This window comes from Nocardia fodinahabitans (assembly GCF_052983615.1).
In genome coordinates this window covers 5,676,347-5,695,621 of the sequence record NZ_JBRJJC010000001.1, presented here as the reverse complement: position 1 = coordinate 5,695,621, position 19,275 = coordinate 5,676,347, and the positions used below count along the sequence as shown (strand labels likewise).

23 protein-coding genes, 1 tRNA gene and 1 pseudogene are annotated in these 19,275 nt (G+C 68.3%); 12 read left to right on the top strand and 13 right to left on the bottom strand.

The annotated features are described in order from the left end of the window. Window positions 1-71: 71 nt before the first annotated feature. From NV348_RS26840 to aceE, 3 genes and pseudogenes are all read right to left on the bottom strand, one after another. Window positions 72-986 carry an ACP S-malonyltransferase gene (locus tag NV348_RS26840; RefSeq protein ID WP_447149328.1) on the bottom strand — a complete coding sequence of 305 codons (915 nt, stop codon included), beginning with the start codon at window positions 984-986 and terminating at the stop codon, window positions 72-74. Between the two features lie 127 nt (window positions 987-1,113). Next, window positions 1,114-2,414, bottom strand: a pseudogene (locus tag NV348_RS26835) (PucR family transcriptional regulator). A gap of 44 nt (window positions 2,415-2,458) precedes the next feature. Next, window positions 2,459-5,242: a pyruvate dehydrogenase (acetyl-transferring), homodimeric type gene (gene aceE, locus NV348_RS26830; protein WP_447151148.1), complete on the bottom strand. Its 2,784-nt coding sequence runs from the start codon at window positions 5,240-5,242 to the stop codon at window positions 2,459-2,461. Window positions 5,243-5,735: 493 nt separating this feature from the next. On the opposite strand from aceE, the gene NV348_RS26825 reads away from it, so the two are divergent. From NV348_RS26825 to NV348_RS26805, 5 genes are all read left to right on the top strand, one after another. Continuing rightward, window positions 5,736-6,293, top strand: a complete 558-nt coding sequence (locus NV348_RS26825; RefSeq protein ID WP_447149327.1) for an Rv2240c family protein — start codon at window positions 5,736-5,738, stop codon at window positions 6,291-6,293. Window positions 6,294-6,410: 117 nt separating this feature from the next. Beyond that, on the top strand, window positions 6,411-6,833 hold the full coding sequence (locus NV348_RS26820) for a DUF3052 domain-containing protein (RefSeq protein ID WP_447149326.1): 423 nt from the start codon (window positions 6,411-6,413) through the stop codon (window positions 6,831-6,833). 73 nt (window positions 6,834-6,906) lie between these two features. Further along, window positions 6,907-7,371, top strand: coding sequence for a peroxiredoxin (locus NV348_RS26815; protein ID WP_218718893.1), 465 nt, complete (start codon window positions 6,907-6,909; stop codon window positions 7,369-7,371). A gap of 32 nt (window positions 7,372-7,403) precedes the next feature. Further along, window positions 7,404-7,475, top strand: a tRNA-Val gene (locus NV348_RS26810). A gap of 372 nt (window positions 7,476-7,847) precedes the next feature. Next, the gene (locus NV348_RS26805) at window positions 7,848-8,339 is read left to right on the top strand and encodes a hypothetical protein (protein ID WP_447149325.1); all 492 of its coding nucleotides are present in this window, start codon (window positions 7,848-7,850) and stop codon (window positions 8,337-8,339) included. A gap of 201 nt (window positions 8,340-8,540) precedes the next feature. Here the strand turns inward: NV348_RS26805 and NV348_RS26800 are convergent, their stop codons facing one another. After that, window positions 8,541-9,107, bottom strand: a complete 567-nt coding sequence (locus NV348_RS26800) for a TetR/AcrR family transcriptional regulator (protein ID WP_447149324.1) — start codon at window positions 9,105-9,107, stop codon at window positions 8,541-8,543. Window positions 9,108-9,193: 86 nt separating this feature from the next. On the opposite strand from NV348_RS26800, the gene NV348_RS26795 reads away from it, so the two are divergent. Continuing rightward, window positions 9,194-9,763 (top strand): hypothetical protein, encoded by a 570-nt coding sequence (locus NV348_RS26795; RefSeq protein ID WP_447149323.1) that lies wholly within the window; start codon window positions 9,194-9,196, stop codon window positions 9,761-9,763. A gap of 37 nt (window positions 9,764-9,800) precedes the next feature. After that, entirely contained in the window at window positions 9,801-10,598 is a 798-nt protein-coding gene (locus tag NV348_RS26790; protein WP_447149322.1) for an SDR family NAD(P)-dependent oxidoreductase, read from the top strand. Window positions 10,599-10,917: 319 nt separating this feature from the next. Here NV348_RS26790 and NV348_RS26785 read toward each other — a convergent pair whose 3' ends face one another. Together NV348_RS26785 and rsgA are read right to left on the bottom strand one after the other, a co-directional pair. Further along, entirely contained in the window at window positions 10,918-11,430 is a 513-nt protein-coding gene (locus tag NV348_RS26785; RefSeq protein ID WP_447149321.1) for a GNAT family N-acetyltransferase, read from the bottom strand. A 130-nt stretch (window positions 11,431-11,560) separates the two neighbouring features. Continuing rightward, the gene (rsgA, locus tag NV348_RS26780) at window positions 11,561-12,643 is read right to left on the bottom strand and encodes a ribosome small subunit-dependent GTPase A (RefSeq protein WP_447149320.1); all 1,083 of its coding nucleotides are present in this window, start codon (window positions 12,641-12,643) and stop codon (window positions 11,561-11,563) included. A gap of 302 nt (window positions 12,644-12,945) precedes the next feature. On the opposite strand from rsgA, the gene NV348_RS26775 reads away from it, so the two are divergent. Both NV348_RS26775 and NV348_RS26770 read left to right on the top strand, forming a co-directional pair. Further along, window positions 12,946-13,155: a hypothetical protein gene (locus NV348_RS26775; protein ID WP_447149319.1), complete on the top strand. Its 210-nt coding sequence runs from the start codon at window positions 12,946-12,948 to the stop codon at window positions 13,153-13,155. Between the two features lie 52 nt (window positions 13,156-13,207). Continuing rightward, window positions 13,208-13,423: a hypothetical protein gene (locus tag NV348_RS26770; protein WP_447149318.1), complete on the top strand. Its 216-nt coding sequence runs from the start codon at window positions 13,208-13,210 to the stop codon at window positions 13,421-13,423. A 32-nt stretch (window positions 13,424-13,455) separates the two neighbouring features. Here the strand turns inward: NV348_RS26770 and NV348_RS26765 are convergent, their stop codons facing one another. The 6 genes from NV348_RS26765 to NV348_RS26740 all read right to left on the bottom strand — a co-directional run bounded on the left by NV348_RS26765 (window position 13,456) and on the right by NV348_RS26740 (window position 16,196). Beyond that, window positions 13,456-13,746, bottom strand: coding sequence for a hypothetical protein (locus NV348_RS26765; protein WP_447149317.1), 291 nt, complete (start codon window positions 13,744-13,746; stop codon window positions 13,456-13,458). Further along, entirely contained in the window at window positions 13,727-14,302 is a 576-nt protein-coding gene (locus tag NV348_RS26760) for an RNA polymerase sigma factor (RefSeq protein ID WP_447149316.1), read from the bottom strand. Before NV348_RS26760 ends, NV348_RS26765 begins: the two co-directional genes overlap by 20 nt. A gap of 152 nt (window positions 14,303-14,454) precedes the next feature. Further along, window positions 14,455-15,003 (bottom strand): hypothetical protein, encoded by a 549-nt coding sequence (locus NV348_RS26755; protein WP_447149315.1) that lies wholly within the window; start codon window positions 15,001-15,003, stop codon window positions 14,455-14,457. A 9-nt stretch (window positions 15,004-15,012) separates the two neighbouring features. Next, window positions 15,013-15,348, bottom strand: coding sequence for a hypothetical protein (locus NV348_RS26750; protein WP_447149314.1), 336 nt, complete (start codon window positions 15,346-15,348; stop codon window positions 15,013-15,015). Between the two features lie 3 nt (window positions 15,349-15,351). Next, window positions 15,352-15,927: a DUF8020 domain-containing protein gene (locus tag NV348_RS26745; protein WP_447149313.1), complete on the bottom strand. Its 576-nt coding sequence runs from the start codon at window positions 15,925-15,927 to the stop codon at window positions 15,352-15,354. 146 nt (window positions 15,928-16,073) lie between these two features. Continuing rightward, a complete protein-coding gene (locus NV348_RS26740; protein WP_447149312.1) occupies window positions 16,074-16,196 on the bottom strand; it encodes a helix-turn-helix domain-containing protein in 123 nt (40 codons plus the stop codon). Between the two features lie 70 nt (window positions 16,197-16,266). Here NV348_RS26740 and NV348_RS26735 point away from each other — a divergent pair, with 70 nt between their 5' ends. Further along, a complete protein-coding gene (locus NV348_RS26735) occupies window positions 16,267-17,169 on the top strand; it encodes an ADP-ribosylglycohydrolase family protein (protein WP_447149311.1) in 903 nt (300 codons plus the stop codon). Between the two features lie 4 nt (window positions 17,170-17,173). Here NV348_RS26735 and NV348_RS26730 read toward each other — a convergent pair whose 3' ends face one another. Continuing rightward, on the bottom strand, window positions 17,174-17,515 hold the full coding sequence (locus NV348_RS26730) for a DUF4377 domain-containing protein (protein ID WP_447149310.1): 342 nt from the start codon (window positions 17,513-17,515) through the stop codon (window positions 17,174-17,176). A 179-nt stretch (window positions 17,516-17,694) separates the two neighbouring features. Between NV348_RS26730 and NV348_RS26725 the strand changes: the two genes are divergently transcribed. Both NV348_RS26725 and NV348_RS26720 read left to right on the top strand, forming a co-directional pair. Then, window positions 17,695-18,510: an SDR family oxidoreductase gene (locus tag NV348_RS26725; RefSeq protein WP_447149309.1), complete on the top strand. Its 816-nt coding sequence runs from the start codon at window positions 17,695-17,697 to the stop codon at window positions 18,508-18,510. A 98-nt stretch (window positions 18,511-18,608) separates the two neighbouring features. After that, window positions 18,609-19,244: a GNAT family N-acetyltransferase gene (locus NV348_RS26720; protein WP_447149308.1), complete on the top strand. Its 636-nt coding sequence runs from the start codon at window positions 18,609-18,611 to the stop codon at window positions 19,242-19,244. The last annotated feature ends 31 nt before the right edge of the window (window positions 19,245-19,275 follow it).

Sequence of the window (19,275 nt, the reverse complement as noted above, 5' to 3'; positions counted from 1 at the left end):
CCTTCTTGTTCTCATTGTGTAGGGGTCTTCTACGGCCGGCACCTCGTCGTGCGCGACCGCCGGGGGGAAAGCTAGCCGGAGATGGTCAGTTCGACCAACGCGGGGAGGTCTTCCGGAGTCTTCAGGGCCAGGTTGGGCGTGCCCTTCAGCTCCCGCTTGGCGATTCCGACGAGGGTGCCCGCCGGTGGCAGTTCGGCCACCGCCGAGACGCCGGCCTCGCGGACGGTCTCGGTGCACAGGTCCCAGCGCACGGGGCGAGTGACCTGAGCGGCGAGCTTGTCGATCGCGTCGGCGCCCGAGGTGACCGGCTTGCCGTCGAAGTTCGACAACAGCGTCCGGATCGGGTCGCTCGGCGTGATCTGAGCAATGGCATCGGCGACAGCAGCCTGGGCCGGGGCCATGAAAACGGTGTGGAACGCACCGGCGACGGGCAATGCGCGGACCCGTGCCTTCTCCGGCGGGTTCGCGGCGAGCTCCGCCAGAGCTTCCAAGCGACCCGCCGCCACGATCTGGCCGACCGCGTTGCGGTTGGCCGGGACGAGGTCGAGCTCGGCGAGCCGTGCGAGCACGGTGGCTTCGTCACCACCGAGCACAGCGGACATACCGGTCGGCTCCAGCGCACACGCCTTGGCCATCTCCCGGCCGCGGATGGCGGCCAGGGTGACCGCCTCGTCGGCGGTGATGACGCCGGCGACAGCAGCCGCGGCGAATTCGCCGACCGAGTGTCCGGCGACGATGGTATCCGCCGGAATCGCCTCGGGGGCGATTTCGGCGAACGCGAGCAGTGCGGCCGCGACCACGAGCGGCTGGGTCACCGCCGTGTCGACGATCTCCTCGGCCGTCGCGGTGGTGCCGAGACGGACCAGGTCGAGGCCGGCGGCCTTCGACCACAGCTCGAGGCGGTCGGTCGCACCGGGAAGTGCGAGCCAGGGCGCGAGCATGCCGGGTGTCTGGGACCCCTGTCCAGGGGTGAACAACGCGATCACTCCCTAAGAAAACACTGTGACCCCCACCGCATGAGATGTCGGCGCGAATGAAGCTTTCGAACGGGTTTTGTAGGGGTCCCACAAAATCCGAGGTGGGATGTCCCGATCGACCGATTCCCCAATCTCGTTACAGGGGCTCGAAGCCCACTGGGGTAGGCGGTGTTTCTGTGACGGGGGGTGACGATTCGTTATGCGTTCGTGTCAAACGGCCCACTGTGGCCGCGATCCGGAGCACATAAGCGTCTCGGGGATTCATGGGATCACGTCCCGTGATCTCGCCGATTCGTTTGAGACGGTACCGAACGGTATTTGGATGGACGTACAGCTGACGCGCGCACGTTTCTACTGCTCCACCACAATCCAGATAGGCATCGAGTGTGTCGGATAACGAAGATCCGGCAGCAGCCAACGGGAGCACAAGATACTCGTTCAGCGCCTCGATCGCAGCTCTATCGCCCAGCAGGGCGCGTTCGGGGAGCAATTCCGAGGCGTGAACGGGCCTTGGCGCGGCGCGCCAGCCCACCACGGCCTCCATTCCGGCCAGCGCCTCGATCGCGCTGGCGTGCGCGGCGCCCAGGGTCCGCATGGTCGGGCCGATCACCACCGGGCCGTCGGAGAAGACGTCGGCCAGCAGATCGGCCAGGAACGGCGAGGCGATCCCGGCGTCACCGAGATGCCCGCTGACCACCATCACCAGTCGCGCGCCCTGCACCACCGCCAGCGCGGCCCTGCCGTGCCTGGTCGCGATGGTGTGCACCGCGCCGACCGTCGACACGCCCTGGTCCGCCGGCGGAGTACCGACGAGCACGGTGGCGGGCGCGGTGGCGTCCCAGTTCAACGTAGCCGCCCGGAGAGCATGTCGGGACCGGTGTCGCCGCGGACCACCGCGTCGACCACCAGCGCCTCCAGGCGGGTATCCCACGCGCCGCGCGACTCGGCGGCGCTGGCGTACACCGAGGCGGCTGCGAAACCGAGCTCACGCCCGTATCGCAGCACCGCCTCGGTGAGCGCGACCAGCTGCCGGTCGTTGCGCGCCAGAGCGGGCAGCCACTGCTCGAAGAAGTCCATGGCCACCCGCACCATGTCCACGGTCTGGCGCAGCGTCAGCCGCCGCGCCAGATCCTGCGGAATCACCTGGAACGCGTCCAGGCTGAAGCGGATATCGGAGTCGGGATCCTGCAACCACTCCAGGAAGTTCACGACCGCCGTCTGCACCAGCATCTGGACGCCCGCACGCTGCGCGGCGTCCAGGTCGGCGAAGAACGGCAGCCGATCCTGCATCGACCCCACCGCCTCGGTGGACAGCCGGCCCGAGAACTGCTTGACCCGCTTGAGCAGCGTGTCGGGCAGCGGATCACGGGTCTGCCGATTCGGGGACAGTGCCCCGGTCGGCAGATAGACCTCGTGTTCGCTGGTGCCCTCGGTGATCCGACGGGGCCGCGGCGGTTTGCGCTCCACAGTCCAATAGTCCGCTACGCGAGTTCCTCGGCCGCGTCCGCACTGGGCTTCGGCGCGGCGGCGACGTCGTCGATGCGGTATTTCGCCGCCGCTTCCACCGCCTTCGCCTTGTCCAGCGTGCCGTCCTTGACCAGGCCCTCGAGCACCGCGACCACGATCGACTGCGCGTCGACGTTGAACACCCGGCGGGCGGCCGGGCGGGTGTCGGAGAAGCCGAACCCGTCGGTGCCCAGGGTGATGTAGTCGCCCGGCACCCACTGCCGGATCTGATCGGAGACCGCGCGCATCCAGTCCGTGGCGGCCACGACCGGTCCCTGCGTCTGCGCGAGCGCCTGGGTGACGTAGGGAACACCCGGATCGGTGTCGGGGTGCTTGAGCGCCTGGATCTCCTTGTCCAGCGCCTCCCTGCGCAGCTCGCCGAACGAGGTCACCGACCACACGTCGGCGGCCACGCCCCACTCCTGCGCCAGGATCTCCTGGGCGCGCAGACCGTCGGGCACGGTCACGCCGGAGACGAGGATCTGGGCGCGGATGCTGCCCTCACCACCGCGCTGGTACAGGTAGAGACCCTTGAGCAGACCGGCCACGTCGAGGTCGTCCGGCTCGGCCGGCTGCTGGTAGGGCTCGTTGTACAGGGTGATGTAGTAGAAGATGTTCTCCCCGGCGAACGCACCGCTCTCCGGCGGATTCGTGCCGGGCAGCGGGGTGGTCTCGGGGGTCACACCGCCGTACATCCGGCGCAGGCCGTCGCGCATGATGTGCGCGATCTCGAAGGAGAACGCCGGGTCGTAGGTCACCACGGCCGGGTTGGTCGAGGCCAGCAGCAGCGACTGTCCGTCGTTGTGCTGCAGGCCCTCGCCGGTGAGCGTGGTGCGGCCCGCGGTGGCGCCGAGGACGAATCCGCGCGCCAGCTGGTCGGCGGCGGCCCAGAAGCTGTCGCCGGTGCGCTGGAAGCCGAACATCGAATAGAAGATGTAGAGCGGGATCATCGGCTCGCCGTGGGTGGCGTAGGAGGTGCCCGCCGCGGTGAAGGTCGCGGTGGAACCGGCCTCGTTGATGCCCTCGTGCATGATCTGGCCGACGGTGCTCTCCTTGTAGGCGAGCATCAGCTCCGCGTCGACCGAGGTGTAGAGCTGGCCGTTGCGGTTGTAGATCTTCAGCGTCGGGAACCACGAGTCCATACCGAAGGTGCGGGCCTCGTCCGGGATGATCGGCACGATGCGCTTGCCGATCTCCTTGTCGCGCAGCAGTTCCTTGACCAGGCGCACCAGCGCCATGGTGGTCGCGACCTTCTGCTTGCCCGAGCCCTTGCGCACCGAGCGGTACGCCTCGTCGCCGGGCAGCGTGAGCGGCTTGGCGACCGAGCGGCGTTCCGGCACGAAACCACCGAGCGACTGACGCCGGCTCAGCATGTACTGGATGGCCGGGTTGTCCATGCCGGGGTGGTAGTACGGCGGCAGGTACGGATCCTTCTCCAGCTCGGCGTCCGTGATCGGGATGCGCTGCAGATCGCGGAAGTCCTTGAGGTCCTGCAGCGCCAGCTTCTTCATCTGGTGGGTGGCGTTGCGGCCCTCGAAGTGCTTGCCGAGGGTGTAGCCCTTGATCGTCTTGGCCAGGATCACCGTCGGCTGGCCCTTGTGCGTCATCGCCGCCGCGTAGGCCGCGTAGACCTTGCGGTAGTCGTGGCCGCCGCGCTTGAGGTTCCAGATGTCGCTGTCGGACATGTTCTGCACCAGCGCCTTGGTGCGCGGGTCGCGACCGAAGAAGTGGTCGCGCACGTACGCGCCGTCGTTGGCCTTGTAGGTCTGGAAATCGCCGTCGGGCGTGGTGTTCATCAGGTTCACCAGCGCGCCGTCGCGGTCGGCGCCCAGCAGCGCGTCCCACTCGCGGCCCCAGACCACCTTGATGACGTTCCAGCCCGCGCCGCGGAAGAACGACTCCAGCTCCTGGATGATCTTGCCGTTGCCGCGCACCGGACCGTCGAGCCGCTGCAGGTTGCAGTTGATCACGAAGGTCAGGTTGTCGAGCGCCTCGTTGGCGGCCACCTGGATCAGGCCGCGCGACTCGGGTTCGTCCATCTCGCCGTCGCCGAGGAACGCCCAGACGTGCTGGTCGGAGGTGTCCTTGATGCCGCGATCGTGCAGGTAGTGGTTGAACCGCGCCTGGTAGATCGCGTTCATCGGGCCCAGGCCCATCGACACCGTCGGGAACTCCCAGAAGTCCGGCATCAACCGCGGGTGCGGGTAGGACGGCAGGCCGTGGCCCGGTCCGCCGTGGCTGTATTCCTGCCGGAAGCCGTCGAGCCGGTCGGTGCTCAGGCGGCCCTCCATGAAGGCGCGCGCGTAGATGCCGGGCGAGGCGTGGCCCTGGATGAAGATGTGGTCGCCGCCGCCGGGATGGTCCTTGCCGCGGAAGAAGTGGTTGAAGCCCACCTCGTAGAGCGCCGCCGAGGACGCGTAGGTCGAGATGTGGCCGCCGACGCCGATGCCGGGGCGCTGCGCGCGGTGCACCATGATCGCGGCGTTCCACCGGATCCAGGCGCGGTAGCGGCGCTCGACCTCTTCGTCACCGGGGAACCAGGGCTCGTTCTCGGTGGGGATGGTGTTGACGTAATCGGTGGAGGTGAGCGCGGGGATCGAGACGCGGCGTTCGCCGGCGCGCTCGAGCAGTCGCAGCATCAGGTACCGGGCGCGGCCCGGGCCTTCGCGGTCGAGCATGTCGTCGAAGGATTCCAGCCATTCGCTGGTCTCCTCGGGGTCGATATCCGGAAGATACGACGCCACTCCCTCGCGGATCACCCGAACCCGCTCACCGGTAGGTCTGGTGGCGGACTCGGCGCCTGCGGCGGGTGCCGCCGCGGCGGGATCGTTCGCGGAATTCGCTGATACAGAGTGGATCAGGTCGGTCAAATCTGCTCCTCGTACTGGGGGCTGAACTGCTTGTTGGCGTCGCTATCCCCGGGCCTGCCCGCTTGGTGTGCGGGCCACCCGTCACGAAAGTTTCGGGCGCACCTTTCATCCTTACCGAAAAGGCTGCCCGGGTCATCCCTCCCGAGCAGGTACTGCCCGGTATTTCGCTGGACCACAGCGTGACGTTCCCCCAGCGATCCGTGCCCCGGCCGGAGGCGGCGGCGGACCCGCCGCCACACCACCTCACGGGCACCCCTCATTCATATCACTTCCCTATGGATTCCGGACCGAACGAAGTCGCAGCGCAGCGCCGATCCACGCGCCTGCGGAATCCACTAAGTTCGGCAGGGGAAGCAACCGAGTGAGAGGAATCGGGGGAACGATGAGGCTGCTGGACGTGCGCCGGCTCGGGCTGGTCTGTGCCGCTGTCGCCGTGACCGCGGGCATGGTCGTGGCCGGCTGCGCCGAGCAGGTGCCCGGCACCGCCACCACCGACGCCGCCGAGGTCGCCGCCTATAAGACCTCCGCCGCCGCGTCCTCCTCGGCGGCCGCCTCGTCCAAGGCCGCCGCCGCGCAGACCAAGGCGATCAGCGACAACTGCACCCAGTTCCCCACCACCACCGGCGCAGGCGTCACCGCCTTCAACGAGTTCGTCACCGCGCACGACCGCAACGCCCCCGACTACGCCGACAAGCGCGAGGCCGCGGCTACCACCCTCGACAACGCCGCGACCAAGGTCGAGACCGGCGTCACCGCGGCGGCGGGGGCGCTGCCCGCCGATCTCGCCGAGAAGTTCACCGCCTACGTCGTCGCCGCGCGCGAGCTGTCCGCCGAGACCAGAAAGATGACCTACAGCTCCCAGGTGACCCGGCTCAACGACGCCAGCCGCAAGATCAACCAGGCCCGTACCGCGGTCCACGACGCCTGCCCGAGCCGCTGAATTCGCCCCGCCGACACGCGGCATACGGTCCCAATTCATCCGATCGGCTTGCGCTGCGGCCGATAACCATGTTCGCTTGCACGTATCTACTGTCGGCAGTTTAGGGAGGACACCACCGTGGTCGCCGCGGCGGACGCGCAGAACTACGCTCAGAAGCTTGGCATTTCTCACGGCTTGGTCGTTCAGGAATTGGGCTGGGACGAGGACACAGACGACGCATTGCGCGCCGAGATCGAGGAGGTCAGCGGCGCCGAGATGGTCGACGAGGACTCCGACGAGGTCGTCGACGCCGTCCTTTTGTGGTGGCGAGAAGGTGACGGCGATCTGGCCGACGAGCTGATGGATGCCATCGGCCCGCTGGCCGACGAAGGCTTCATCTGGGTCCTCACCCCCAAGACCGGTCAATCGGGCCATGTCGATCCGAGCGAGATCGCCGAAGCCGCGCCCACGGCCGGCCTGACCCAGACCTCGACCATCAGCCTCGGCAGCTGGACGGGCTCGCGCCTGGTCCAGCCGAAGGCACCGTCCAAACAGCGCTGAATCCGCCGTTCGCTAAGGTCTCAGCCGGACGAGAACGCTCGGCTGAGACCCGACACGACGGAGGATTCGCTGTATGCCGCTAGAGGTTGGCACTCTCGCGCCGGACTTCACGCTCAAGGACCAGAACAACCAGCCCGTCTCGCTGTCGGATTATCGCGGCAAGAAGAACGTCCTGCTGGTGTTCTATCCGCTCGCCTTCACCGGCATCTGCCAGGGTGAGCTGTGCAAAGTGCGTGACGAACTGCCCAAGTTCCAGAACGACGACGCCGAGATCCTCGCGATCTCCGTCGGTCCCCCACCCACCCACAAGATCTGGGCCGCCGAACAGGGCTACCTGTTCCCGCTGCTGTCGGATTTCTGGCCGCACGGCGCCGTCACCCAGGCCTACGACGTCTTCAACGAGAAGTCCGGTTATCCCAACCGTGGCACCTTCGTCGTCGACAAGTCCGGTTACATCACTTTCGCCGAGATGAACGGGCCCGGAGAGGCCCGTGACCAGGCGGCTTGGGAGAAAGCGCTCGCCGCGCTAGATTCATAAACCGTCACCGCCGGTTCCCGCCGGCGGTGCCAGGGCGTATAGCTCAGCGGTAGAGCACTGGTTTTACACACCAGCGGTCGGGGGTTCGATCCCCTCTGCGCCCACTCCCCCGATCTCACGTCACCCGTTGCACGTGCCAACGGGGTCGACCTGACCAGGTGCCGGTGGCCGATTCCGCGCCGCCGAACAGAGCCGCCCCAGCACCGCAACGACATCCCCGCCCGATGTGACACCGGCCTGCGGCCTGTCAGCGGTTTCTGTGTCGATTCGCGCGCAGGTTCTCGGCCTTGCGGTGGCGGGACTCGGCCATCTGCGATGAATCCTCAGCGCCGGATTTTCGGCCTCTGCTCCCCGATCCCCGCATCGGAGGCACTTTCGGCACCGAGGTTTGCGACGAACGGCTCTGCATGTGTCGGGGCAAGAGGGGTTCAGTCGGAGGTGCGGTGTTTGCCGGCGTGCAGGGGAAGGTGGGTGCGATGAAGACGGTGACAGGGCTCCTGCCGCTGGCGGTCGTGCTCGTGGCGGTGGTTGCTGTTGTCTGGTGGCTGCTCGACCGCGGGAGCGCCTGGGGTCCGTGGCTGGTGGCGGCGATCCTGTTCGCACACGGCTGGGTGCATGTAGTCCTTCTTCTTCCGACGCCCAATCGTGGGACGAGCGAGGCGGGCGCGGACAACCCATTCGACATGGACCGCTCGTGGTTGATCGGGCGCGGCGTCGACAGCGGGCTCGTGCGTGCGCTCGGTGCGGTGCTGGCCGTCATCACGTTCGTAGCGTTGGCCGCGGCTGCGCTGGCGGTGCTGGGATGGCTGGTTCCGTCCGCTTGGTGGATCGGTCTCACCGTCGCAGGCGTCCTCGGTTCCACGACGGTGCTCGCGTTGTTCTTCGCGCCGACCCTCGTGCTCGGCTTCGTCATCAACGCCTGCCTACTCGCCCTGGCGTTCCAAACAGTCTGGGAAGTGCCGCGGTGAGAGTACCTGCCTTATCGATGGGGAAACGCTGCCACTGGCCCTGATCGGGCGGCAGATCGTCGACGGGTCGTTCCGAGCGACTCGCACGTTGCAGTCGGGGCGTCGATGTTCTCCTCGACCGCCCGGCACGGTCAGCCGCATCGATATTGACGGGTTCGTGCGACAGGAAAGCGAGTTCGGCCTGTGGGGCGCCGTTGCCGGTCAGTTCGGCTCGGGTCGACCGGATGCGGCGGTGAGGCTGCGGACGAGCAGGTCGATGACCGCTCGCTTGTCCGCGTCGTCGCGATTATGGGTGAGGAGTCCTTCGATGACGAAGGTGCCGATAGCGGACATGGCGGCGAGGTCGGTTTCGGCGACTCCGACCGCGCGGAGGTTGTCGGCGAACAGCGCGTCGGCCACCTGGTGAAAGCCGGAGTGCCAGGCATCGATGGCGGGGGCGGCCGCGGCGCGGGCGTGCACGGTGTTGACGAGCCCGTGCAGCTGCGCCAACTGGTCGACCACCCACAGCAGCCGTTCGTTCAACGATAGGCCGTCGATCTCCGCGTAGGTGGCGAGCGCCTCGGCCAGGATGCGGTCCAGGACCGCGATGAGCAGCTCGTCCTTGTCCTGGAAATACCAGTAGATCGTATTGACGGTGACCCCGGCGCTTTTGGCGATCCGCCCCGTGGACGCCGACTCGAAGCCGTCGTCGATGAGCAAGCGCCGCGCGGCGGCGATGATCTCCTCGCGCTTCTCCTCGCGGTTCTGCGGACGTCGATTCCTTGGCACCTAACCACTTTATCTTGAGCAACGCTCAAGAAGGCGTTAGCATTCTTAAGTGACGCTCAAGAAATTACGAGATGAGGCTGGGTTCCATGGACACCGACAACGCGGCCGCCGAGCTACGCCGGCTCGACACCAGCGGCCTGCTCGCCCTGTTCACCACTCTGGAAGCGCCAACCATCGCTGAGATCGATGGCGAGTACACCGCCGGCCTGCTGGCCCAGCCGAACCCGTTCGCTGTGGTGACCGGAAAGGTGGCCGTGGCCAACCCGCTCGGACCATGGCTGTGCAAGGCGTTCCGCCCCGTCGATGAGAACGGCGGGCGCGGCTACAACACTTTCGGCGAGTTCGGCCGGGTCCGGCAGCGCTACCCGATGCGCACGCTGCTGGCCCCGTCCCGCTACGACGGCGCCCCGGCCTACACGCTCCTCTATCGCGCCTACACCTCGATCTGCGGGTCGATCCACATGGTGGACGAGGTGCGGCGTGCCGCGCCCGGCGTTTATCTGGGCATGGGCACCTGGGGCTTCACCGATGCTCAGCGCCGGGTCCCCCGCCCTTTCCTGCTGACCGGCCCGGTCGGCTCCTACCGCGGCGACATCGGTAAAGCCCGCCGTAACTTCGCACCCGGCCCCCGCGAGCTGCCCGGCCCGCCCGCCTGACACCGCTCACCTGTCGGCCCCTCCGAACGAAGGATCCATGACCACATCCCCTCGCACCGCACTGATCACCGGCGCGTCGGCCGGCATCGGCTCGACGTTCGCCCACCACCTGGCCGCAAGCGGCTACCAACTGCTGCTCGTCGCCCGCCGCGCCGATCGTCTCCAGGAGCTCGCCACGCAGCTGACCGATCGCCACGGTATGCGCTGCGAGGTGTTCGCCGCCGACCTCACCGACCCCGCCGCACCCGCCGCGATTGTGGACTACGCCAGCCAGCAGGGCTTGGACGTCGACGTCCTGATCAACAACGCAGGCCTATCGGGCAAGACCGCGTTCGCCGATACCCCATGGGACGTCCTGGCCGGGGAGATCCAGCTGATGGTGACCGCCCCGACCGAACTCGCCCACCTGGTCATCCCCGGCATGAAGAAACGCCAGTGGGGCCGCATCATCAACCTGTCCTCCGTCGCCGCGTTCGCCCCACCCGGCGCCAGCCTGCTCTACACCGGCATCAAGTCCTACGTCCTCAACACCTCGCAAGCCCTCGACATGGAACTCAAACCCCACGGCATCCACGTCACCGCGCTGTGCCCCGGCTTCACCCACACCGAATTCCACGACGTCATGGGCACTCGCGACAAAGCCGACCACCTGCCCAGCATCCTCTGGCAGCAGCCAGAAGCCGTCGTCTCCGAAGGCTGGGCCGCCGTGATGAAAGGCAAGCCCGTGTGTGTCCCGGGCGTCGTCAACAAGATCTCCGCCGCCGTCCTGAAGCCCCTGCCCATCCGCCTGGGCTACCTCGCCGGAAGGACCTTCAACCCCTTCCAGAACAGCTGAAGCCGCTCACCTCACGCATTCAGCGAAGGCCTGGCCACCTGGTATTCCTCTCGCCGTGGCCGGCCTCGAGCCGCCACCGGAACTTGCTCGCCGCATCGGCGAAGATCTCGAACTTTCCTGCCATGGTCGGCCCCGCTTCCGTTCGAAGGGAAAACGCGCCTACCAGCGCAGACTATGCCACCCGGGCGGGTTTTACGCCTGGCATGGGCTTACCGCTCCTCGGAGGCGGCGGGTGTCGGCCCGCGTCCTGGGCCTGCCTGCACGTCTGCAGGCCGGCCCAGGACAACGGGAAAGGGCGGAGCGGAGTGTCTCTGCTCGGTTAGATGCCGAAGGGTGCTGCGTAGCGAACGGTGCCGCTGGGCAGTTGTTCGGAGTCGAGGCTCAGTGCCATCAATGCCTCGTCGGGGACATCGATACTGAGCCGGATGCCGTACTCCGAGGCGCGGGTGAACCCGAACCGCGGGTAGTAGGTCGGATGTCCGAGAACGATCACGAAGTGCTCGCCCGCCGTTTCAGCAGCCGCGAGAGCGGCACGGATGGCAGCGGAGCCAGCCCCGGTCCTCTGGTACTCGGGCAACACCGCGCACGGTCCCAGGCATAGCGCCGGGGTGTCGTCGACGTGACAGCGAGTCAGCAACGCGTAACCGACGGGCTGGCCGTCGGGTCCTGCGCTGAGGATGGACAAGCTGGCTATCCACGCCGGATCGGCGCGTAGCGCGTCGACGAGGTCGGCCTCCTCGGCGGTGTCGAATGCGGCGAGGTTGATCTTGCGAATCGCGGGGATGTCGCCGTCGGTCTCGGCGCGGGTGGTCCAGTTGGTGTGTGTGCTCACAACAGTCTTCTCCGTTTCGGGGTGGTGAGTTACTCGGTGTGGAGGGCGGCAGGTCTGCGGGGCTGGAGTGCCGGCCGCAGGCAACCGGCGCAGCCGGGAGGTCCCCGGGTGCGTGCTGCCGCAATCGGCGTCAGCGTTCGCGCTGGCGGTCACGGAATCGATAGGTCGCGCGCAGATCCCGCGTGATCACCTTTTTGGTTGTGCTGCGCTTACTCGACTCGCGGGCGTTTCCTCGGTCCGCGGCCCGTGCGCTTTCGCGCAACAGCTTGCGGTATCGGTCGAGCCTGCTCACATCCAACATGCCGGCGACCACAGCTTCCTGTACCGCGCAGCCCGGTTCACTGCGATGTTCACAATTTCGGAAGGCGCAGTCACGGGCGTAGGCCTCGATCTCGGCGAAGACCCGCTCGACCCCGTCGGCGGCATCGTGCAGGCCGATGCCCCGCAAGCCCGGAGTATCGATGAGCACCCCGCCGCCGGGCAGCGGCAGCAACTCGCGGTGCACGGTGGTATGCCGACCTTTGCCGTCTGTGGCCCGAACTTCGTTGGTGCCCATGTGTTCTCGACCGAGCAGGGCGTTGGCGAGGGTGGACTTTCCCGCACCCGAGGGGCCGAGCAGGACCGTGGTTCCGGTCATCACCTCCGGCAGAAGGTCCAGCCCCGTACCTGTCGTGGCGCTGGTGGTGACGATGTCCACGCCGGGTGCCAGCGAGGCGAGAGCCGCCAAGGTGGCGTCGAGATCGTCGGTGACGTCGGCTTTGGTGAGTACGACGACCGGTTTCGCACCGCTGTCCCACGCCAGCGCTAGTAACCGCTCGACGCGGCCCGCGTTCAGCGGTGCTGTGAGCGAGACAGCGATAGCGACGGTGTCGACGTTCGTCGCCAAGACCTGCCGGTGGGAGGTTCGATCCGACGAAGCCCGGGTGATCGCGCTGCGCCGTGGCAGCAGCGCCACCAGTTCCGGTTCCGGGTCCGGGCGCAGTGCCGCCCAGTCGCCTGTGCACACGGTATGGGCGGGGTCGAGCGAGGCTACCGCCGCACTGTCCGCGCGGACGGGACCCGAGGCGGTCAGTGTGTCACAGCGGCCGCGGTCGACCCGCACGACGCGAGCCGGAACCAGACCAGCGGCCGCATGCTCTACGAACAGCGCTGCGAACGAGTCGTCCCAACCGAGCGCGGATAGATCGAATGAGGACTGAGAAGAGGAATACATAGTGAGACCCTTGAAAAGGGACCCCGGCTCGAACACCGAATCCACCACGGCTGCGAGCGAATGGCTCGCGCCGCTAGCGGCGATGGGAATCGATCAGACCGGAGCCCGGGACGTGAGGATGGTCCGGGCGCTGCACAGGGCAGCGGTCTTCACCGCGATCATCAACTCACCTCCCAATCTCTCGCACTACATCGAACTCGGACGAACGACCCTAACACCAGGCGGCAATACCCCGCCAGCGATATTTGTGACCATCTGACCCCTCCGTGCCGTAACGATCGGCTCCCCGAGAAGGGCGCAGTGTGCGCACCGTCGTCACCCACGGCGGCGCGCTGACTTTCGTCATAGCGTCCTGGATCCGCGTGCCCCTCGATTCAGCGGGCTACGCCCACTTCCACGCCACCTCGGGCGGCATCACCGAACTCCGTGAGGACCCGTACTTCCACAACCGCCAGGTCTTCAGCCTCAAAAGCACCCACCAAGGGTGTCTGGCTGCTCATCGAACTCGATGACGATGGCCGCCCGGTCCGCCAGGTCGACTTTCGAGGCCTGGACGGCGTTCCGGTGACCGCCGCGGCACTCGACGAGGTGCTGCGCGCCCGCGACCAGGGTGGAATCAGTGCGGTTCAGGAGTATGAGCGGCGGTACGGCGTGCTCGGCGAGGGCACCGCCGACGACTGGGACCTCGCGGACGGCTCGCCCGAGGAGATCCGTCCGGAGAAATTCGAGAGGGTCTGGTCGGCGGCTCGGCGGGCCATAGGGCAGCGTGCCCCACGGTGATGTCGTGGGGCACGCTGCGATCCGGCCCAGAACTACGAGGAGACCTTGTCGCGGTCCGCGACGGTCAGCGTGCAGACGCCGCCTTCGCAGGAACGCTGCAGTTTGCCTCGGGAGAGGGTCTGCATCAGGCCGATCGCCCAGCAGGTCGGGCAGCCGCGCAGGGCGAACAGACCGACGGGCAGGAGCAGGAGGCTGAGCAGGCCGGTGATCGGGATGAGGGCGACCGAGCCGGTCAGGGCGGCGAAGCCCAGGGCGCCGCGAAGCAGGTGGACGGGCACCGATGAGCTCGCGTAGTCGGGGGTGTCAGGTTTCGTTCCGGTCATCGTGTCCTCCTGGAACCGGGTCGGTGACGGTGTGCAGGGATTCCCGCACGGTCGCGCGGGCGCGGTGCAGGCGGGATTTCATCGCGGCGGTGCTGAGGCCGAGGGCGTCGGCGACCAGCCGCCCGCTGTAGCCCTGGATGTCGCGCATGATCAGCACCCGGCGCTGATCGGCGGGCAGGGCGGCGACGGCGGCCGCCACCCTGCTCGCTTCCCAGCGTTGCAGCACTTCGTCCTCGGCGGAGGCGACCGCGGCGATTTCCGGCACCGGTGCGTTGTCCCGCATTCCCATGCGCGCCCGCCGCAGGCACTCGTTGCGCACGATGCGGAACATCCACGACGCCAGCGCACCGGAGGCCCGCAGCATCCCGATCTTGCGATAGAGGATGATCAGCGCCTCCTGCGCCGCGTCCTCCGCGTCTTCCGGTGTGGCGCACAGGGATCGCGCGAAGCGCTGGATGTTGGGGTGCGAGCCCGACACCAGCGCGGCGATCGCATCGACGTCACCGCCCTGCGCGGCGACGATCAGCTGATGGTCGGGCCAGCTCGCGTCAGCCACGCCCAGCTCGTTTGCGCTTCACGACGACCATGCACGTGCACAGCGCCATCAGGCCGACGACGATACCGATTCCGATGAGCACAACAACCTCCGTTTCCGTTCCCGACATTGTGTCGGGACATCGATAAGAGGCACGCACCGCGCAAAAGGATTCAGACGCCTGGTCGCGGGGGCCGGCGGGCGGTGACGAGCCACGCGCGCGAGTCGAAGTACACGCCGTCACCGGTGTGGTGCGCGTCGAGCAGTGCCCGCAGCCGCCCACGCGCCGCCTCGGCGCCCTGTGCGCCCAGACCGGCGATGACGTCCCGGAACTCCACCAGCCGGAGCACGTTGACGAAGGCGGTCACACTGTCACGGCCGTAGTAGACGGGCTCGTGGACATCGGTGAACGTGATATCGGTGAATCCGGCGGCAGCCAGGATCCCTTCGGTGACGGCCGGATCGGCGAGCGCGAACGCGCCGGGACCGTCGCCGGCGACTGTCGCCTCGGTGGTGAGGGTCTCGCGGATCACCGATGTCCACTCGTTGCGGTCGGCGGCGGCGCGCGCCGCTTCCCGCGTGGTCTGCCCGGCACCGCACCCGATATCGAGCACCCGGTCGTGCACCCGCACCCGTGCGGCGGCCCGGAAGTGGGCGTTGTGCAGGCGCAGCTCCGCGTCGTAGTCGAACACCTCGGCGGGCTTGCCCTCTGGTTCTGTCACCGGATCCCCTCAACGCTCGACGGGACCGTCGCGCAGGCCGCCGCGCACTCGGTCCACCGTCTCCGTCTCCGGCGCGGACTGCGCCAGCCGCCAGGTGGCGCCCACCTCAGCGTAGAGCGTCGAATCGGTGCCGGGCGGAAGCGCGACGTTGACGTCGAACGGGGTCGTGTTTCCCGGACGGAGGCCGGTGGGGTGGTGATCTCGGCGAGCGGCCGCGCCCGACACCGATCGTCGAGTTGGTCGCCGGTCGCGCTTCATTCCTCGGCGCAACCGGAGCACGGCACCGTCATCGTCGGTCTCCTGCCGGCGGTGCGGTGGCCGGGCCTGTCCGACCACCGCACCCATTCACTACGGCGTCGAGTAGCCGATGAGGGCGCCGATGCCCGCACCGATCGGAATGGTGACCAGCGCGCCGACACCGCCGAGGAAGAACCCGAGGACCGCGCCGATGCCCGCACCGATCAGGGCGCCGATGCCCGCGTTGTGCTGTTTGCGGGCGAGGGTGTCGCTCGCCTCGTCGACGAAGGCCGCCAGGTTGTCGGTGACGAAGGCCGGTGCGGCGACCGGACGTAGGGTGACCGACTGCCCGTCGGCGGCGATCCCCGCGGCCAGCTCGACCTCACCCGCGCCGGTGGCGAGGCGGGTCGGCACGGCGGCGACCACCCGGCCCGCCCCATCGGAGAGTGTGACCACACCCCCGGCGAGCCGGAACGTGCCGTCGGCGACGGAGGCGGTGAGTCCGGAGCCATCGGCGAGCGGACTCGCCGTGAACGCCACTCCCCCTTCGACGCCCTGGACGGTCGGAACGGCTGCTGCTGGTCCGGCGTGCGCGGTGGTGGCCGCGAGGCCGAGAGCCCCTGCCGCGAGAACGGCGACGGTGCCGAATCGTCGTGCGCTGGAACTCGTTCGAGACGAGAAAAACATCTTGCCCCTCCAGTCTGCCCGCCGAGATCGGCGGAACATCCTCTGCTGGACCGGATCTCGATCCGCGAGCATTTTCGCATCGTCAACGATCAAGTGGAACCCCACCTGCGGTGATACCGGAAAAACATCACCGGATCGCCTCGAATTCAGGTGAGGTTGTGTTCGTAGGCGAACGCGGCCGCGGCGGTCCGCGAGCCGACCTCGAGCTTGGTGAAGATGTTCGACAGGTTCCTGGCGACGGCCTTCTCAGGTCCGCTACAGTCCCCCACCGATGGAAGGGGTGGTCGGGACATGGTCGGCTGGTGGCGCTCCGGCGCACGCGGGCGTCGGCGGGAGCTGATGCTGGATGCGCTGGACGGCCTGTCCGTCGGTGACGCGCTGGGCGCGCAGTTCTTCCTCATGGGCCAGTCGATTCCGGAGCTCCGGGCGGGGCGGCCACCGTCGGGGCCGTGGGTGTGGACCGACGACACCGAGATGGCGGCCTGCGTGGTGGCCGAGCTGCACACGCGCGCGGAGATCGACCAGGATCGGCTGGCCGCCGTCTTCGCGCGTCGATGCGATCCCGCGCGGGACTACGGCCACGCGACAGTGACGACGCTGCGGCGCATCCGCGACGGCGCGCACTGGCGTGCGGCGGCCGGTGCCTCGTTCGACGGGCAGGGATCCTGCGGCAACGGTGCGGCGATGCGGGTCGCGCCGCTGGGGGCGTACTACGCGCAGAATCCGGAACGGATTGTCGCCGAGGCGATTCGGTCGGCGCAGGTGACGCATCTGCATCCGGAAGGGGTGACCGGTGCGGTCGCGGTGGCCGTCGCCGCCGGCGCGGCGGCCCGCGCTCGAGCGACCGGGATCCGGCCGGCGCCCGGCGAATTCCTCGCCGCGGTACTCGATCGCCTCGAACCCGGCGAGACGACTCGTGCGGTCCACCGAGCCCGCGCTCTGCTCGGCGTTTCCGTCGCGGACGCGGCACGCGAGCTGGGGAACGGCTCGCGGGTGACCGCGCAGGACACCGTGCCCTTCGCCCTGTGGGCCGCGGCGACGCACCTCGACGACTACCCCGCCGCGCTCACCGCCTGCATCGAGGCGGATGGCGATCGGGACACCACCGGCGCGATCGTCGGTGGAATCGTGGCCGCCTACACCGGAATCGGCGATCGGACCGGTGTGATCGGGGTGCCGTTCGCGTGGCGGGCCGCGCGGGAACCCTTGCCCGCCTGGCTCGATCCGCGCGGACGGCGGTGAGGGTTCAGGCCAGAGTCTTCGCGTCCACCCGGACAAGGTCGTATCGGCGGCTGGAGTGGTCGGCGGGCGGATTGTCGACGGGGCTCACCCGGACGGTCAGTTCGTAGGCGTAGCCCGGCTCGTATGTGAACCCGGCGATGCCCTCGTAGAACAGCTGCCAGCGCTCGTCCGGCGAATACCGGATCTGCAAGCACCGCATCGGCGCGACGCCGACGCAGTCGACCTGCTCGGGCGCGACGAACATCCGGACGGTCTCGTCCTTCGCTTCGGGCTGGTCATCGGCCGGACTACCGCAGCCGAGGATGCCGACGGCGAGTACCGCGCCGAGCAGGACGAGTCGTCGCATCATGGTGTCCTTCGGCTGCCGGGAGGAACTGATCACTTGCCCCGCCAGGGTAGCTGACCGGTAACCATGGCCTGCGCGGCCACGAGCGAGCGCCGGACGGAGGTCGAAATTGCTACGTGCCGTCGGCGAATTCCGTTGGCAGAATGGATTCCTCATCGAGTCGTACCGGAGGGAAACACATGACCGTCCTGGTAACCGGGGCCACCGCGAACATCGGCCGCAAGGTCGTCGATCACCTGCTCGCCGCAGGGCACACCGATGTCCGCGCGCTCACCACCAACCCAGGCAAGGCGGCGCTGCCCGCCGAGGTGGACGTGGTCGAGGGCTATCTCCGTCGCCCGGAGACCCTGCCCGCGGCGTTCGAGGGCGTGGAGCGGGTGTACCTGGCGCCCACCCCGGACAATGCCGCCGAGGTGCTGGCGCTGGCCCGCGCGGCAGGCGTGCGGCACATCGTCGACCTGTCGGGCGAGCCGGAGAGCTGGTGGGGCGCGGTGTGCACCGCCGTCGAGGACAGCGGCCTGGCCTGGACCCACCTGTGGCCCGCCGACTTCATGGAGAACACCCTCACGTGGTCGCAGCAGATCCGCGACACCGCCACCATCCGCGAGCCGTACCCCGACGCCGCCACGGCCCCGATCGCCATGGACGACATCGCCGCCGTGGCTGCCACCGCCCTGCTCTCCGACTCCCACCAGGGCCGGGCCTACTCCCTGGCAGGCCCCGAAGTCCTCACCCGCACCGCCCTCGTCGCCCATCTCGCCACCGCCCTGGACCGCGACCTCACCTTCCGGCAGTCCACCCGCGCGGAAACCATCGCCGCCCTCACCCCCACCATGGGCGACAACGCCGTCTGGTACGTCGACAACGTCCTCACCGACTACGCCCCCGACCCCACCAGCCTCCCCGTCACCAGCGTCCACGACATCACCGGCCGCCCCGCCACCACCTTCGCCGACTGGGCCACCACCAACGCCTCCCGCTTCCTCACCCCCTGATCCGGGTCATCCGGCGCACTCCCGCTCGGCCATCCACAGCGCTCGCCGCTCGGCATCCGGGGAAGGGCCGCATCGATCGTCGTCCGAACACCAACGCCATGGGTGCCGAATTCGCATTGCGTGCGCGCGGAGCGGTGGACGACTATCGAGGAGTGGACAGCGAACATCCGCCCGCACTGCCGCCGGGGGTCGTGCCGCCCGATCGAGTAGTGGTCGGGAATCTGGTGATTCGACGGTGGCAAATCGACGATCTGGCCGCCAAGTTCGCGGCGATCAGTGCGTCGTTCGAGCAGTTGCATCGCTGGATGGAGTGGGCGGCGCAGCCGCCGGACTTCGAGGAGCTGGCCGCGACGCACGCGAAACTGTCGGCGGCCTGGCCGACGCCGGACGGCGGCTTCAATTACGGCGTCTTCGATCGTGCGGGCTCGGTGCTCGGAGTGGTGGGCCTGCACGATCGGGTCGGGCCTGCCACGTTGGAGATCGGCTACTGGTGCCACTCCGAGCATGTCGGCCGCGGTGTCATCACCCGCGCCGCCGGGGCGCTCACGACCATCGCGCTGGCCCTCCCCCGGATCCACCGCGTCGAAATCCATTGTGATGCGGCCAATCTCCGCAGTGCCGCGGTGGCCCGACGCCTCGGCTACCGACTCGAGAGCATCGGTCCGCGAGCACTGTGCACGCCCGGCGAATCGGGTCGCGGCATGCTCTGGGTCATGGACCGGGCCGCACCGTAGCGCCCGGCGGTTCCCGCCGTGCGGAGCCGGC

Bases quoted from the DNA above. Each gene is read 5' to 3' on its own strand.
- NV348_RS26825 (WP_447149327.1), top strand. From the start codon at position 5,736: ATGAGGCTGCTGGACGTGCGCCGGCTCGGGCTGGTCTGTGCCGCTGTC.
- NV348_RS26815 (WP_218718893.1), top strand. From the start codon at position 6,907: ATGCCGCTAGAGGTTGGCACTCTCGCGCCGGACTTCACGCTCAAGGAC.
- NV348_RS26805 (WP_447149325.1), top strand. From the start codon at position 7,848: ATGAAGACGGTGACAGGGCTCCTGCCGCTGGCGGTCGTGCTCGTGGCG.
- NV348_RS26795 (WP_447149323.1), top strand. From the start codon at position 9,194: ATGGACACCGACAACGCGGCCGCCGAGCTACGCCGGCTCGACACCAGC.
- NV348_RS26790 (WP_447149322.1), top strand. From the start codon at position 9,801: ATGACCACATCCCCTCGCACCGCACTGATCACCGGCGCGTCGGCCGGC.
- rsgA (WP_447149320.1), bottom strand. From the start codon at position 12,643: ATGTATTCCTCTTCTCAGTCCTCATTCGATCTATCCGCGCTCGGTTGG.
- NV348_RS26765 (WP_447149317.1), bottom strand. From the start codon at position 13,746: ATGACCGGAACGAAACCTGACACCCCCGACTACGCGAGCTCATCGGTG.
- NV348_RS26750 (WP_447149314.1), bottom strand. From the start codon at position 15,348: ATGGGTGCGGTGGTCGGACAGGCCCGGCCACCGCACCGCCGGCAGGAG.
- NV348_RS26745 (WP_447149313.1), bottom strand. From the start codon at position 15,927: ATGTTTTTCTCGTCTCGAACGAGTTCCAGCGCACGACGATTCGGCACC.
- NV348_RS26735 (WP_447149311.1), top strand. From the start codon at position 16,267: ATGCTGGATGCGCTGGACGGCCTGTCCGTCGGTGACGCGCTGGGCGCG.
- NV348_RS26730 (WP_447149310.1), bottom strand. From the start codon at position 17,515: ATGCGACGACTCGTCCTGCTCGGCGCGGTACTCGCCGTCGGCATCCTC.
- NV348_RS26725 (WP_447149309.1), top strand. From the start codon at position 17,695: ATGACCGTCCTGGTAACCGGGGCCACCGCGAACATCGGCCGCAAGGTC.
- NV348_RS26720 (WP_447149308.1), top strand. From the start codon at position 18,609: ATGGGTGCCGAATTCGCATTGCGTGCGCGCGGAGCGGTGGACGACTAT.